Origin of the sequence: Natrinema sp. H-ect1, from assembly GCF_041821105.1 — an archaeon.
Taxonomy (GTDB): Archaea; Halobacteriota; Halobacteria; order Halobacteriales; family Natrialbaceae; genus Natrinema; species Natrinema thermotolerans.
This window is the reverse complement of sequence record NZ_JBGUBA010000004.1, coordinates 73,336-86,674: the sequence shown is the minus strand read 5'-3', so window position 1 is coordinate 86,674 and position 13,339 is coordinate 73,336. Positions and strand designations below refer to the sequence as shown.

Annotated in this window: 14 protein-coding genes and 1 tRNA gene; 7 read left to right on the top strand and 8 right to left on the bottom strand. The window is 66.2% G+C overall.

Annotated features, from left to right (window positions below):
• Positions 1 to 134 precede the first annotated feature (134 nt).
• Positions 135 to 1,013 (top strand): cytochrome oxidase assembly protein, encoded by an 879-nt coding sequence (locus ACERIM_RS11580; RefSeq protein WP_373632711.1) that lies wholly within the window; start codon positions 135 to 137, stop codon positions 1,011 to 1,013.
• Positions 1,014 to 1,054: 41 nt separating this feature from the next.
• Here ACERIM_RS11580 and ACERIM_RS11575 read toward each other — a convergent pair whose 3' ends face one another.
• Positions 1,055 to 1,546: a metal-dependent hydrolase gene (locus ACERIM_RS11575; RefSeq protein ID WP_006651190.1), complete on the bottom strand. Its 492-nt coding sequence runs from the start codon at positions 1,544 to 1,546 to the stop codon at positions 1,055 to 1,057.
• Between the two features lie 168 nt (positions 1,547 to 1,714).
• Here ACERIM_RS11575 and ACERIM_RS11570 point away from each other — a divergent pair, with 168 nt between their 5' ends.
• Positions 1,715 to 2,353, top strand: coding sequence for a uracil-DNA glycosylase family protein (locus ACERIM_RS11570; protein ID WP_373632709.1), 639 nt, complete (start codon positions 1,715 to 1,717; stop codon positions 2,351 to 2,353).
• On the opposite strand, the gene ACERIM_RS11565 is transcribed toward ACERIM_RS11570, so the two are convergent.
• Complete coding sequence (locus ACERIM_RS11565; protein WP_373632707.1) at positions 2,350 to 2,652, bottom strand: cupin domain-containing protein; 303 nt, start codon at positions 2,650 to 2,652, stop codon at positions 2,350 to 2,352. The genes ACERIM_RS11570 and ACERIM_RS11565 overlap by 4 nt on opposite strands.
• A 193-nt stretch (positions 2,653 to 2,845) precedes the next feature.
• Between ACERIM_RS11565 and ACERIM_RS11560 the strand changes: the two genes are divergently transcribed.
• From ACERIM_RS11560 to ACERIM_RS11550, 3 genes are all read left to right on the top strand, one after another.
• Complete coding sequence (locus ACERIM_RS11560; protein ID WP_373632706.1) at positions 2,846 to 4,207, top strand: NAD-dependent succinate-semialdehyde dehydrogenase; 1,362 nt, start codon at positions 2,846 to 2,848, stop codon at positions 4,205 to 4,207.
• Between the two features lie 107 nt (positions 4,208 to 4,314).
• Complete coding sequence (locus ACERIM_RS11555) at positions 4,315 to 5,391, top strand: S1C family serine protease (protein ID WP_373632704.1); 1,077 nt, start codon at positions 4,315 to 4,317, stop codon at positions 5,389 to 5,391.
• Positions 5,392 to 5,553: 162 nt separating this feature from the next.
• Positions 5,554 to 6,708, top strand: coding sequence for a multicopper oxidase domain-containing protein (locus ACERIM_RS11550; protein ID WP_373632703.1), 1,155 nt, complete (start codon positions 5,554 to 5,556; stop codon positions 6,706 to 6,708).
• 185 nt (positions 6,709 to 6,893) lie between these two features.
• Here ACERIM_RS11550 and ACERIM_RS11545 read toward each other — a convergent pair whose 3' ends face one another.
• Positions 6,894 to 7,151 (bottom strand): hypothetical protein, encoded by a 258-nt coding sequence (locus ACERIM_RS11545; protein ID WP_049966817.1) that lies wholly within the window; start codon positions 7,149 to 7,151, stop codon positions 6,894 to 6,896.
• Positions 7,152 to 8,123: a transcription initiation factor IIB family protein gene (locus ACERIM_RS11540; protein WP_373632701.1), complete on the bottom strand. Its 972-nt coding sequence runs from the start codon at positions 8,121 to 8,123 to the stop codon at positions 7,152 to 7,154.
• A 191-nt stretch (positions 8,124 to 8,314) separates the two neighbouring features.
• Between ACERIM_RS11540 and ACERIM_RS11535 the strand changes: the two genes are divergently transcribed.
• Positions 8,315 to 8,710 carry a DUF5830 family protein gene (locus ACERIM_RS11535; RefSeq protein ID WP_373632699.1) on the top strand — a complete coding sequence of 132 codons (396 nt, stop codon included), beginning with the start codon at positions 8,315 to 8,317 and terminating at the stop codon, positions 8,708 to 8,710.
• Here ACERIM_RS11535 and ACERIM_RS11530 read toward each other — a convergent pair.
• Positions 8,707 to 9,846, bottom strand: a complete 1,140-nt coding sequence (locus ACERIM_RS11530) for a hypothetical protein (RefSeq protein WP_373632697.1) — start codon at positions 9,844 to 9,846, stop codon at positions 8,707 to 8,709. The genes ACERIM_RS11535 and ACERIM_RS11530 overlap by 4 nt on opposite strands.
• Positions 9,847 to 9,948: 102 nt before the next feature.
• Between ACERIM_RS11530 and ACERIM_RS11525 the strand changes: the two genes are divergently transcribed.
• Positions 9,949 to 10,100, top strand: a tRNA-Met gene (locus ACERIM_RS11525).
• A gap of 586 nt (positions 10,101 to 10,686) precedes the next feature.
• On the opposite strand, the gene ACERIM_RS11520 is transcribed toward ACERIM_RS11525, so the two are convergent.
• The 3 genes from ACERIM_RS11520 to ACERIM_RS11510 form a co-directional block, all read right to left on the bottom strand.
• On the bottom strand, positions 10,687 to 10,953 hold the full coding sequence (locus ACERIM_RS11520; RefSeq protein WP_006651200.1) for a hypothetical protein: 267 nt from the start codon (positions 10,951 to 10,953) through the stop codon (positions 10,687 to 10,689).
• 258 nt (positions 10,954 to 11,211) lie between these two features.
• Positions 11,212 to 12,309, bottom strand: coding sequence for a glycosyltransferase (locus tag ACERIM_RS11515; protein ID WP_373632696.1), 1,098 nt, complete (start codon positions 12,307 to 12,309; stop codon positions 11,212 to 11,214).
• Positions 12,306 to 13,292: a glycosyltransferase family 4 protein gene (locus ACERIM_RS11510; protein ID WP_373632694.1), complete on the bottom strand. Its 987-nt coding sequence runs from the start codon at positions 13,290 to 13,292 to the stop codon at positions 12,306 to 12,308. Before ACERIM_RS11510 ends, ACERIM_RS11515 begins: the two co-directional genes overlap by 4 nt.
• Between the last annotated feature and the right edge of the window lie 47 nt (positions 13,293 to 13,339).

Sequence of the window (13,339 nt, the reverse complement as noted above, 5' to 3'; positions counted from 1 at the left end):
GTCTTGAATGCGGCGAACGCCGGTCTGCGGGGTCCCGTGAGGGAGCCGCAAGAACGGTATCCCGCCCCGATTCCCAGCGAATCGGACGACTCGGTCAACCTAAGTAGGGGCCGTCCTAACGGCCGCTAGAGACCGTGTCGTACGATAATCACACGCCCGACTCGAGGTTTCGATCGTTGATCGATCGGTTCGGCTTCCCGCACCTGCTGACGGTAACGCTCGCGCTGGTCGCGACGACGATCCTGCTGGGGATCGCCGCGAAGGCGACGGGCTCCGGGCTGGCCTGCGAGGCCAACTGGCCGCAGTGTGACGCCGGACCGTTTAACCTGTTCCCAGCGAACCTACCGAGTTTCTACGAGTGGTTCCACCGCTTCGTCTCGATGTTCGCCGGCTTCGCCATCATCGGCTCCGCGATCGCCGCCTGGCGACTACCCGATATCGACCGAAACGTCGCCGGACTGGTCGTCCTCGGGATGGTCCTGACGCCGGTCCAGGTCGCGCTCGGTCGCGAGACGGTCACCACGTACACGATGGACATCCTCTCGCTGCACTTCTGGACGGCCGTCACCATCTTCACCCTGTTTCTGGTCGCGACCGTCCTCGTGTGGGCACACCGACTGACCAGCCGCCACGTCGTCGCCGCGCTCGTACTGGGGCTCGTCGCCCTACCCGTCCACGTCACGCTCAGCCCCGTCGTCGGCTCGGAGCTCTCGAGTTACTCGCCGACGATGCAGATGGCCCAGTACGGCGTGACGCTCGTCCTGCTGGGTGCGGCGATCGTCGCCGCGATGGTCGGTCGTCGCCGCCTGACGGGTCGCGCCGTCGTCCCGCTGCTCGCGGCACCGCCGATCGTGATCGCCGTCCTCTTCTTCGGCCGGCAGGCGATCAACCCCGCGATCGAGGTGCCGTACCTCGTCGCGGTGGCCGTCTCGCTGGTCACCTTCCTCGCCGGACTGGTGCTTACCCGCTCCGCGAACGCGACCGAGGGTGACGCCGACGCGCTCTCGCCCTGACCGGGTACGGACCGGACCCGTCGCCGTTCTTCCGATTCCGATCAGCCCATACCCACGACGATCGCGGCCCCCGTGAGAATCGAGCCGAGGCCCAGTCCGAACAGTCCGTAGTTCGCGACCGGGTTCGCCGCGGTCGTCACCTCGAGGGAGTACCGTCGCCGCGAGAGGGGCCAGAACGGGCGGACGCCCATCGGCGTCAGCGCGTCGACGAACAGATGGGAGCCGACCGAGACGAAACCGACGAGGAAGGCGAAGGTCACGAAGCCGACGTCGGCAAAGGCCGAGGACGCATCGACGAGGACGCCGGTGATCGTCGCGAGGCCGATGCCGACCAACAGCGCGAACGGGATCGTATGGGTCGGTCCGCGGTGGTCGATCAGCGGGAGCCGGTGATCGTAGTCCGGCAGCGTCGAGAGCGCGACACAGACGAGGCCGCCGACGATCGCGACCTCGCCGTAGCCGCCCACGGCGATGATGGTGCCAAGCGGTGCGTACGCCGTGAGCGCACCGCCGTAGTGGCCCACCTGATACATGTGCGACATGATCGGCCAACGGGGCATAAAGCCACCGCCATCCGCCCGCGAACGGCGGACAGGGCGATACCGGCCAGGAGAGTACCCAGTAGCGAACGGGACCGGTGGCGGGCGGCCCCGTTCGCCGCGACCGACGCGGTTTTGATCGCGAACCGCCTCCGAACGGCTGTGCGAAACGTTACGGACAGGACGAGCAACCCGTTCGGACTGCGTGCGCCGGTCGACCGCTCCGATCCCGAGGACCGGGCCGCCGTCTTCGGCTACGGCGACGCCAACGCCGACTTCCACGTGATCGGCGACTACCCCGGCGTCCATGGCGGCGAAACGACCGGGGTCCCGTTCACCGAAACTGCGGCCGGACTCGCCGTCCAGGACGTCGCTCGCGCGGTCGGGTTCGCGAGCGGCCCGCGGGACGACCCCGTCCTCGAGAACTGTTTCTGGAGCTACGTCTACCTCTGTAGCCTGCCCGCGGACGAAGCGCCGACCGACGACGACTACGCCGACCTCGAGCGGTTTTTCGACGCCGAACTCCGCGCGATCAACGCACATATCCTCCTGCCGGTCGGTGCCCGTGCGACCGACCGGGTCCTCCGGGAGTACACGACCCAACGCCGTCGGTACGACGACCCTCTCGAGATGGACGCGCTCCACGCGAGCGAGATCCGCGGACGAGGGGTGCTGGTCGTTCCGATCAGGGAGCCAAGCGAGTGGGCCGACGGCGACCGCGAGGCGATCGTCGCACGGCTCGAGGCGTTGCTCGCGAGCGATTACCGGCAGACGAAAGGAGTCGCGACGACGGTGGGCTAATCGGTCTTCGGGGCGAAAACGAGCAGTGCCGTACTCGCCTCGCGCGCGTACGGAGAAATGTCCTGATCACCGTCGAACCGAGCGATATCGCCCGGCTCGAGGTCGTAGACCTCGTCGCCGAGGGTGAGTTCCACGGCTCCCTCGAGCAGGTGAAGGACGACGTTCGACTCCGGATGGCGGTGTTCGGGAACACGCTGATCCTCGGTCAACTCGAGACGGACGGTTCGTGGCGTCTGTCCGTCGAAGACTTCTGCGTGGGGCGCATCGTCGAGGCGCTCGAGCGACGTGACTTCGGGCATATACGAATCGAAACGGGTCGTGGACTTATACCTCCGGACGAATCGGTTCGACCCGATCGACGACGTGGCCGGCGCGCTGTCGGCGGTGGATCGGATCGGCAGTCGAACCCATGACATTCCAGGACCCTCTCTTTGAACTGAATCCCTGTTTCCTACGAAAAGTTAAACTGGATGCGTAATGATGGAGTTTCGTATGGAGGTCATCAATCCGGCCACCGGCAAGCGAGAGCGGACGGTCGAGGAGCATACCGAATCCGACGTCGACGACGCCCTCGAGCGGGCGACGGCGGCCTACGAGGAGTGGCGTGACCGACCGATCCGCGAGCGTGAGGAACTGCTCGCGGCCGCAGGGGACGTGCTTCGTGAGAACAAGCACGAGTACGCTGAGACGATGACCCGGGAGATGGGGAAGCCGATATCCCAGGCGGTCGCCGAGGTCGAGAAGTGTGCCTGGGTCTGTGACCACTACGCCGAACACGGCAGCGCCTACCTCTCGGCGGACGGCCACCCGAGCCCGCCGGGCTCGTCGGTCGAGACGGTCTACGATCCGCTCGGCCCGATCCTGGCGGTGATGCCGTGGAACTTCCCGTTCTGGCAGGTGTTCCGGTTCGCGGCACCCCATCTCACGTCGGGGAACGTCGGGCTGCTCAAGCACGCTTCGAACGTCCCCGGCTGCGCGCAAGCGATCGAGGACGTGTTCCGAAAGGCGGGCTACCCCGAGGACGTCTTCCAGACGCTGCTGATTTCCTCGGATCTTGTCGACGACGTCATCGAGGACGACCGGGTGAAAGCCGCGACGGTCACCGGCAGCGGTCCGGCCGGTCGCGCCGTGGCTTCGACGGCGGGCGACCAGCTCAAAACGTCCGTCCTCGAGCTGGGCGGGAGCGACCCGTTCGTCGTTCTCGACGACGCCGATATCGAGGCCGCGGCCGAGACCGGCGCGTGGGCGCGCAACCAGAACGGCGGTCAGTCCTGCATCGCCGGCAAGCGATTCCTCGTCCACACCGACGTCTACGACGAGTTCCTCGAGGCCTTCGTCGACGAGGTCGAGTCGCTGACCGTCGGCGATCCGACGGCCGAGGAGACGGATATCGGTCCGCAGGCCCGGGCGGACCTCATGGACGAACTCCACGAACAGGTGGCAGCGAGCGTCGCGGCCGGTGCGGAGCTACTCACCGGTGGCGAACCGCTGGACCGCGAGGGCGCGTTCTATCCGCCGACCATCCTCGCGGACGTTCCGGAGGGCTGTCCGGCCGACAGCGAGGAGACGTTCGGGCCGGTCGCCGCGGTCTACGAGATCGACGACGAGGACGCCCTCGTCGCCAAAGCCAACGACACCGAGTTCGGCCTCGGGGCGACCATCTGGACGGAAGACCGCGAGCGCGGCCGACGGCTCGCCCGCGAGATCGACGCGGGCTGTGTCTACGTCAACCAACTCGTCAAATCCGATCCGCGGGTGCCCTTCGGCGGCGTCGGGGAGTCGGGCTACGGCCGCGAACTCGCGCGCGACGGCATGCTCGAGTTCGTCAATCGGAAGACGGTCTGGGTCGAGTGAGCAGCTGAGACACCCCGTTCGGACCGGCTCACCGGTCCTGTTCGGTTTTCGTACTCTACCGTCGGTCAACATATACGTGGCTCGAGCCAAAAGATTCGAACGGAGCCATGACGCCGAGCGTCTCCCGCAGGCGGCTTCTCACGGCAACGTGTGGTGCAGTCGTCGCAGGAACCGCCGGCTGTCTCGCCCGATCGGCGGATTCGGAGCCGCCGGATCCGACCGAATCGATGGCCGCGACCGCAGCCGACAACGCGTACGGGACCGTCTACGAGGACGCGATCGACTCGGTCGTCGAGATCCGGACTCCGAAGGGGAGCGGGACCGGGTTCGCGTTCGACGAGAGCCACGTCGTCACGAACGCCCACGTGGTCGGAACCGCGAGTGTCGTCGAGGTCCGATTCGCCGACGGACAGTGGCGGTCCGGGTCGGTCGCGGGCGCGGACGCCCACAGTGATCTGGCCGCCGTCGCGGTCGAGGACCCGCCGTCGTCGGCGACGCCGCTTCCCTTCGTCGACGACCCGCCGGCCGTCGGTCGGGAGGTCGTCGCGATCGGCAACCCCTTCGATCTCGAGGGAACGATCACGACGGGGATCGTCAGCGGCGTCGACCGGTCGATCCCGGCACCGACCGGCTACAGCATCCCCGACGCGATCCAGACCGACGCCGCGGTCAACCCGGGCAACAGCGGCGGCCCGCTGCTGACGCTTGAGGGCGCGGTCGCCGCGGTCATCAACTCCGGCGGCGGGGACAACGTCGGCTTCGGCATCTCCGCGGCACTGACCGAACGCGTCGTCCCCGACCTCGTCGAAGAAGGGGCGTACGACCACTCGTTTCTCGGCGCGTCGTTCACCGACGTCACGCCCGCCGTCGCGTCCGCGAACGACCTCGCGGACCGCGGTGGGCTACTCGTCGTCGATATCGTCGGCGGCGGGCCGGCGGCCGGCGTCCTCGAGCCGAGTCCCGGAACGGAGTACACCGGTCGGGGACGCGTGCCCGTCGGCGGTGACGTTCTTCTCGCCGTCGACGGGACGGCACTGGCAACGAAAGAGGACCTCGAGAGCTATCTCGCGCTCGAGACGCGGCCGGGCGATACCGTCGAGTTGACCGTCCGCCGCGACGGCACCGAACGGTCCGTCTCGCTCGAACTCGGGACCCGTCCCGCGCGTCGCGGGCCGTACCGATAGCGGGACGGGCCCGTGCCGTGTCCCGGTTCTCGGCCGGCCGTGGCCCGCGGGTAGGCACGGACCGCCATTTAAGTACCATACGAGAACATGTTCCTGGGTCTTCTCGGCCGGTAAGAACCGATTGACCCCGTTATACGCCGGCTATTCTTAGCACGAGCTGTCATGAGTGATCGAATCGGCGCACCCGGACTGGGGCTATCGCGACGCGAATTCGTTGCTGCGACCGGTGGCGTGGCGGCACTGACCGGCATGGCCGGCTGTGTGGGCCGGGGCTCTCAGGGAGACGCCGGCTCCGAGGAGCCGTCCGCGAAGTCCGCGGGGTCGGAACCCGATCTGCCGTGGACGAGTTCCCCGGAGGTCGTCCAGGTCGACGAGCAGGGCGGGAGCGTGACGCTACAGTCGGTATCGGCCCAACACGCGGTCCACCCGATGGACTCGATGGGCGGACCGGTAGAACTGCCGCGGGTCTGGGCCTTCAAGGCCGACGACGGCGAACCCAGCGTTCCCGGCCCGATCCTCCGGACGACGGAGGGCAACGACATCGAAGTAACCCTCGACAACACGGGCAACGATCACCCGCACACGCTGCACTTTCACGGGGCACAGAAGACCTGGGAGAACGACGGCGTCCCGACGACGACGGGGATCACGGTCAACCCCGGCGAGAAACACACCTACACGATTCCGGCGAACGTTCCGGGAACACACCTCTATCACTGCCACTACCAGACCCATCGCCACATCGACATGGGGATGTACGGTATCTTCCGCGTCGATCCGAAGGGGTACGAGCCCGCCGACAAGGAGTACTTCTTCACGCTGAAAGACTGGGATTCGCGAGTCAACCGCCAGTTCGCCGGCGAGGACGTCGACTACAGTCCCCGGAACCGCAACCCCGACGTGTTCACGATCAACGGCAAGAGCCTCCCGCGGACGCTCCACCCCGAGGAGGGCTCCCCGATCATCGTCGACCACGGCGACACCGTCCGCCTCCACATGGTCAACGCGGGCTACATGTCTCACCCGATGCACACGCACAATCACCGCTTCCGGCTGATCGAGAAAGACGGCGGCCAGCTCCCCGAGGCGGCTCAGTACGAACAGGACGTCACCAACATCGCGCCTGCAGAACGTCACACCGTCGAGTTCGAGGCCAATGCCGACCCCGGCATCTACCTCATGCACTGCCACAAGGTCAATCACGCGATGAACGGCGACGCCTACCCCGGCGGCATGGTCAACGGCATCGTCTACCGGGACGCGATGGACACCGACGTCTTCGCCGACCTCATGTCCTACGCGGGCTACGAGGGCTGACCCGAAGCGATCGCAGCCGTCCCGCCGGTCTCGAGGCCGTGACACTCCCATTCGAGATCGAGACTCGGTTTTTTGTTCCGACGCCGACGACCGACCGCAACCGCGGACCCGACGCGCGGCGCTGTGCACCGCCCGCTCGAGTCCGCTGAGAACCCACTGCAACCGCGGGCCGCTGTCGCGAGCAGTCAGGGACGACTTTCCGTTCCGGTCCGAACGTCCGGGTCGGTCGCAACCGGCGTCTCGTCCGCGAGCCGCCGCCGACCCGCAGCCGTGATCTCGTACCGCTGGCCGCCGATCAGTCGAACCTCGTCCCGCTCGTAGAGTCGGTCACAGACGTGATCGACCGTCACCGGATGGGCGTCGATCGCCGCGGCGAGATCGACGACAGCGAGCGGCCCGTCTGCAGCCAGCACCTCGAGAACCGGGCGGTCGTTCCCGGTCATCTATCGATCACGGGTCGCCCCGTAGGCGTCCAGTAGTTCGCGGTAGCGGTTCCGAACCGTGACACCGCTGACACCGGTTTCCTCGCCGATCCGTTCCTGTGTGAGTCCCTCGTCAGTCAGCCGACCCGCCCCGTAGATCGCCGCCGCAGCCAGTCCGGCCGGGCTCCGCCCGCTGTGGAGGTCCCGGTCCTTTGCCGCCTCGAGGATCTTCCGGGCGAGGCGTTCGGTCTCGTCGCCGACGCCCAGTTCGGAGGCGTACTGCGGGAGGTAGTGGATCGGGTCGGCGGGCTCGATTTTGAGCCCCAGCTCGCTCGACAGATAGCGATACGCCCGCTGGACGGGGAGCTTCTCGACCCGGCTGACCGACGCGAACGCGACGAGCGTCCGCGGGGTGCCCTGCTGGCGGGCGGCCGCGTACAGACAGGCGGTCGCCATCGCCTCGATCGACCGGCCCGGCAACAGCTCTTCCTCGACGGCCCGGCGGTAGATGACGCCGGCCGTCTCGCGACACGGCTCGGGGAGGCCAAGCGCCGACGCCATGCGCTCGATCTCGCCGAGTGCCTGCTTGAGGTTCCGTTCGCGGGCGTTCTTCGACGTAAAGCGTTCGTTCCAGGTCCGCAGCCGCTGGAGTTGGCGGCGCTTCCGCCCCGAGATGCGGTTCCCGTACGCATCCTCGTCCTGCCAGCCGATCGTCGTGCTGAGGCCCTTGTCGTGTTTGCGCGCCGTAACCGGCGCGCCGACTCGACACCGGTCGTCGCCGTCGTCGAAGCGTCGCCACTCCGGTCCGTAATCGATTCCGTCGGCGTCGAGAACGAGCCCACAGTCCGCACAGGCTCGCTCACCGTGTTCCTCGTCGTAGGCGATCCGGCCGGTACACTCCGGACACTCCGACCGCTCCCGCTCGGGAGCGGCGTTACGCTTGCCGTTCCGGGTCGTCCGCTGGTCGGTCGCGTCGACGCTCGTTCCAGTCATATGTCTATCATCGCCGGAGTCACCCCCCGGTTCGTATGCTGTCTTCCCTTGGAATGGAGGGAACGGACAGTATCAACGACCGGCGGATTCCCACGGCCTGAGAACGGGGCGCACGTCCCTTGCGTCACAGCCACATGGTCTGGATTCGAGAGGAACAACGTTTATTCGCTGCAAGCCGTCACCACGGACGAATGTCGAACGAGGGGGACCCGCTCGAGGACATCGAGATCGACGACGACCGCGTCGAACGGGGACTCGCACTGCTGGCCCGTCTCGAACACGAACAGCTGCCACTCCCCGACGCCGTCGATCGGATCGAGACGGTCACGTCCGATCCGACGGTGACCAGGACGATCCTCGATCGGGCCGAACTCCACGGGATCATCGCCCGCGAGGACGGTGTCATCCGCCCCAAGAGCCGTCAGTACGTCCGCTTCGATCGAGACGTCATCACGAAAGAGGGGGACTTCTCTTGCCGGCGCTGTGGCTCGGGACTGAAGACCGGCTACTTCATCGACCTCGAGGCGGGCGAACTCGGCCCCTTCGGCTCCTCGTGTATCCGCAAAGTGACCGGCCGGGACGACTAACGGCCCTGTCGGAGTTCCGCGATCAACTGCTCGATCGTCTCCTCCTGTCGCTCGATGATTTCGGTCTGTCGTTCGACCGCCGCCTCGAGGGACTCGATCCGCTCTAAGAGTTCGGGGTCCGTTTCGGCCGGCGTTCGCTGTGCCCGTCCGGCCTCTTCGACGGCCGACTCGTCATCGCTCGCCGACTCGAAGACCGATCCGGTTTCCGTACGGCTCCGCTCCGACGAGCCGACATCGGCACGTGCGTCGCCCGTCGTCCCGCGGGTCGACGACTGGGCCGCCGATTCACTGCCGGCCGCGGTCCCCGCCGACGCCGATCCGCTCGCGGCAGTATCGTTGGCCGTCCCGTCGGCGAGGGGATCCGTCGTCCCGGTCCCGCCGGCGTCACTGGTCCCCGCCGTCTCGCGATCCTCCGGTTCGGGCGGATCGGCGTCCAGCGGATCGACCCCGCCGCCGAAGTCCATCGATCCCTCGTCGGTTGCCGCCTCGTCCTCGTCGTCGCCGACGGTCAGGTTGAACTCCTCGAGCGACTCGACGTCGTGGTAGTCGAACAGCGCCCGCTGGAGCCGTTCCCGGAGGTCGTTTGCCTCCTCGTTGGGGGCCTTGATCCGCTGTGGGCGGCCGTCAACCGTCAGGACGATCTGAGTGGCGACGCTGCCGTCCTCGAAGGTCAGGTTCGTCACGTCCTCGAAACGATACTCCTCGTAGTCGCCGTCCCAGACCGCGCCGCCGATGTGTTTGACCAGACGATCGCTCGTGACGATCAGCGTCAGTTCACTGAAACGGTAGGTCTTGACGACCGTCTCGCCGGGATCGGTGATCCCGTTGCCGTTTAACACGCCCGCCAGGACGGGGTGGAGGACGTCGTCGGTCTTTTTCGCGGGAACAGCGAATTCCCGCTCGCCCTCGAGGGCGTACTCGAGGGCGAACTTGGTTTTTCGCCGGCCCTCGGAGATGGTCAGCCGGTCGGCGTCGTGGGGGTATTCGTCGGCCGATTCGTCGCTCAGGAGGCCGTCGGCACGGTAGACGATGGTCCTCGTCGGCGTGATGAAGAGTTCGTCGTCACTGCCAAGAGAGACTCGCGCCGCGATCTCCTCGCCATCGAGAGAAGCGTCGACGATGCCGGGAACGCTCATGCCGCGCCCTTCGTAACACCGTGTGATAAATCCGTGGGTCCACGTTGCACGCCGGATTCGAATGAGAAGGTTAAAGAAACGGACCGCACTATCCGTAACTGAGCCCGGGTGGCTTAGCTGGACATAGCGCCGCACTCATAGGGTTCAGAGATTCGGTGCGGTTTCGCCTTGGAAGCCTCCGTGTCCCATAGAGGACTGCCGAGCCTCGAACCTGGGACATGCGGAGATCGAGGGTTCGGAGCCCTCCCCGGGCATTTTCACAACGGAGCCACGAACGGAGTGAGTAGCGACGCCGTCAGATAGCCGGACATACTTCTCACGGAGACACGAGTCGAAGCCGAGCGATCCCGCTGCAAGACGCGTTCGGTCCGGAGTAGTCCCTGCTCTCGAGTGTGATGGCCGACGCCTTTGGACCGCTGAGCGGGGACGATAGTTGCAGTGGCCACTGGGACGATTCCGAGTTCCTTGGAATCGGAACGAGATTGATAATCAGTTCGCCGAACATCTTCACCGTCGCGTTCCCCGCGCGACAGTGACGATCCAATCAGCATCCACCCCGATCTTGTCCCGTTTCCGCCCGGCGGCCGTCCCCCTGTGCCCATCCGGGCGGGTTCTGCGGTCTTTTCGACGCGATCCGGCCCCTAGCAAATAGTGTCTCGAGCGACTGTCCGCTCCTGTACGATGGTTCTGACCAGACATCCCAGTTTCCAGACGTCGGTATCGGCGCGAACATCGTCGGCGGCACCGTGGTTCTCGTCCTCGTCGTGGTCGCCATAGTGTCGGATGTCTGATGGTCCGGGAAAGACACGGTGTCGCTATCGGCCGCCGGGACGATCGCGATCAGGCGTCGCCGTGATCCTCGCTCCAGTCGGTGAAACAGTCCGCCGGCCGGACGTCGCGGATGGCCGCCATCCCCTCGCTCGGGATGTGTTTGAAACAGCGCGGCTCGCCCTCAGTTTCGGCGATCCAGGCCGCCTCATCGCCACATTCCGCACACCGCGGGGCACCGCCGAACCGCAGCGCGTACCACCAGCGAACCCCCTCGAGTCGCTCCCGGACCGCCGCGTCGAGGCGGCGTCGGAGGCGCGAGAGTCTGCCGTCGGTCACGGTCGACCACCCGTCTCGGGTCGGTCCCGGTCGTCGGTAAACATGGACGACACTACCGGCGGCAGCCACTTCGGCCTTCCCGATCGTGGGCCTCGAGAAACCGATCGAGTATCGTGTCGATCACGGCCGTTCCATCGCCGGTCACGACCGGGTCGTATCGAACGTACCGTCTGGGATCGGCCGAACGTCCTCCGACCGCCCGAGATCGATTTCGGCGGGTCTCGAAAGGGGTGCGGGTCGAAGCGATGGGTGTCCCGGCTAGCTCCGTTCTTCGTCGGAGAAGCGCCACGGCGCGTCGGCGTCGACAGGCGACTCGTCTTTCGACAGCGGCACGTTGTGATACAACTGCTCTAAGTGTTCCATCGTGTACTCGACGGAGTAGCGTTCGACCGCCGCACGGGTGTCGCGGTCGGTCTCGAGACAGGTCTCGATGGCGTCGACCATCGCCTCGAGGTCGCCGTACGCGAACCGCTCGCCGTTGTCAGCGCCGATTGTCTGCTCGAACGGCAACACGTCGGTGGCCGCGACGGGGGTGCCACAGGCGTTGGCCTCGAGCGTCGAGAGCCCGAGGGTGTCGGCGGTCGAGGCGGTCAGGAAGACGTCGATCGAGGAGTAGAAGGTCGGCAGGTCCTCGCGCGGGAGGAATCCACGGACCTCGACGTTGTCGGGGGCGTCCCGCTCGAGGGGGGCCCGGTACGGCCCGTCACCGACGATCACGAAGTCGTACTCGGGCAGTTTCTCGGCGGCCCGGAGGATCTCGCTGACGTTTTTCTCCATACTGAGCCGGCCGCTGTAGCCGATCACCGTTCGGTCGGGGTACCAGTCCTCGTCGGTCCGCTGGAAAAAGTCCATATCGATGCCGACCGGGAGCTGGACGTGTTCGACGTTCCGGTCGATCCGCTCGGTCGAGGCGGTGACGATGTCGAACCCCTCGAGGAAGGCGTTCTCGAAGGGGACGTACAGTTTCGAGAGGGCGTTTGCGACCGACTCGAACTTGACGTTCTGGTGGAAGTACTCCTCAAGAGGGGTGTGGTGCGTATAGATCGACGGCAGGTCGTGTTTGCGGGCGTAGTACCGACCCAACAGACCGATAGGGGCCGGCCCATGACAGTGGACGACGTCGAGATCGGGCAGCATCGACGGCCGCCGAGTGAGGGGAATCCGATAGCCGGGGTAGAACGGGTTCGACACCGATTTGACGGGGACCTCGCGCTCGCCGGGGTTGTAGTCGCCATCGGGATAAATGACGTAGACCTCGTGACCTTTGCGTTCTAACTCCTCGCGCCACAGTTTGATCGTATACGTTACGCCGTCGATTTCGGGAAAGTAGCTGTCCGTGAAAAATCCGATCTTCATGGTGTCACCGCCGTGTACAGCGACTGGTACTGGTTCGCGACCGCCTCGAGCGAGAACGCCTCGCTGCGGTCGGCCGCGTTCGATCCGAGTCGGTCCCGGAGGGCGGGATCCCGAAGCCGCTCGAGGGCGTCGACGAACGGCGCGACGCCCTCGCCCGACGCCTTGAGACAGTCCTCACCGTCCTCGAGCCACGAGAACGTCTCGATGTCCCGGACCAACACCGGTTTGCCGGCGGCCATCGCCTCCAGCAGCGCGATCCCCTCGTTTTCCTCGTGGGTCGGGAAACAGAAGATATCGCCCGCCGCGTAGGCCCCCCGGATGTCGTCGATGAAGCCAGTGAACGTGCAGTTGTCCGGTGCGTTCTCGATCAGCGCCGTCGTCTCCCGGCCCTTGAGAGAGAGATCGAGCGGCCCGAACCACGCGAAGTCCATGTCGGGCAGCCGCCGCGCCAGTTCGACGAACGTCTCGAGGCCCTTGCGCTTGATGACGTGACCGACCAGGAAGACGGTCGGCGACTCGAGGTCGTACCGGTCGCGGTACTCGCTTTCGAGGGACTCGAACCCCTCGAGTTTCCCGCGGTCGACGCCGTTCGAGATGACGGTCGTCGGGGTATCGGTGTAACCTTCGATCAGCCCCTGATTGTACTCGGAGGGACAGACCAGAGCGTCTGCCAGCCCGTAGGCCCACCGAAGGTACGGTTTCAGCGGTTTGGCGAGCGCGTTCGTAAAGCGAAAGCTGTCGCCGAAGTCCTCGGCGGTGACGTGGGTGTTCGCGACGACCGGAATTCCCTTCGAGCGGGCCCGTCTCGCGTACCAGACCGAGCGCGGGCCCATGAGGTTACAGTGAAACACGTCGGCTTCGAGGGTCGGTTCGGTCGTGTACTGCAGCCCAAGCTGGTCGAGCATCGCCCGCTGGTGAGCGACGGACTCGCTGATGCCCCCGGTGACGTGGTCTTCGAGTTCGAAGTAGTGGCTGATCTTCATGCCCGACTCCCTGTGGCTGTCGTCCCCTTCGTTTCCCGATCCGATTC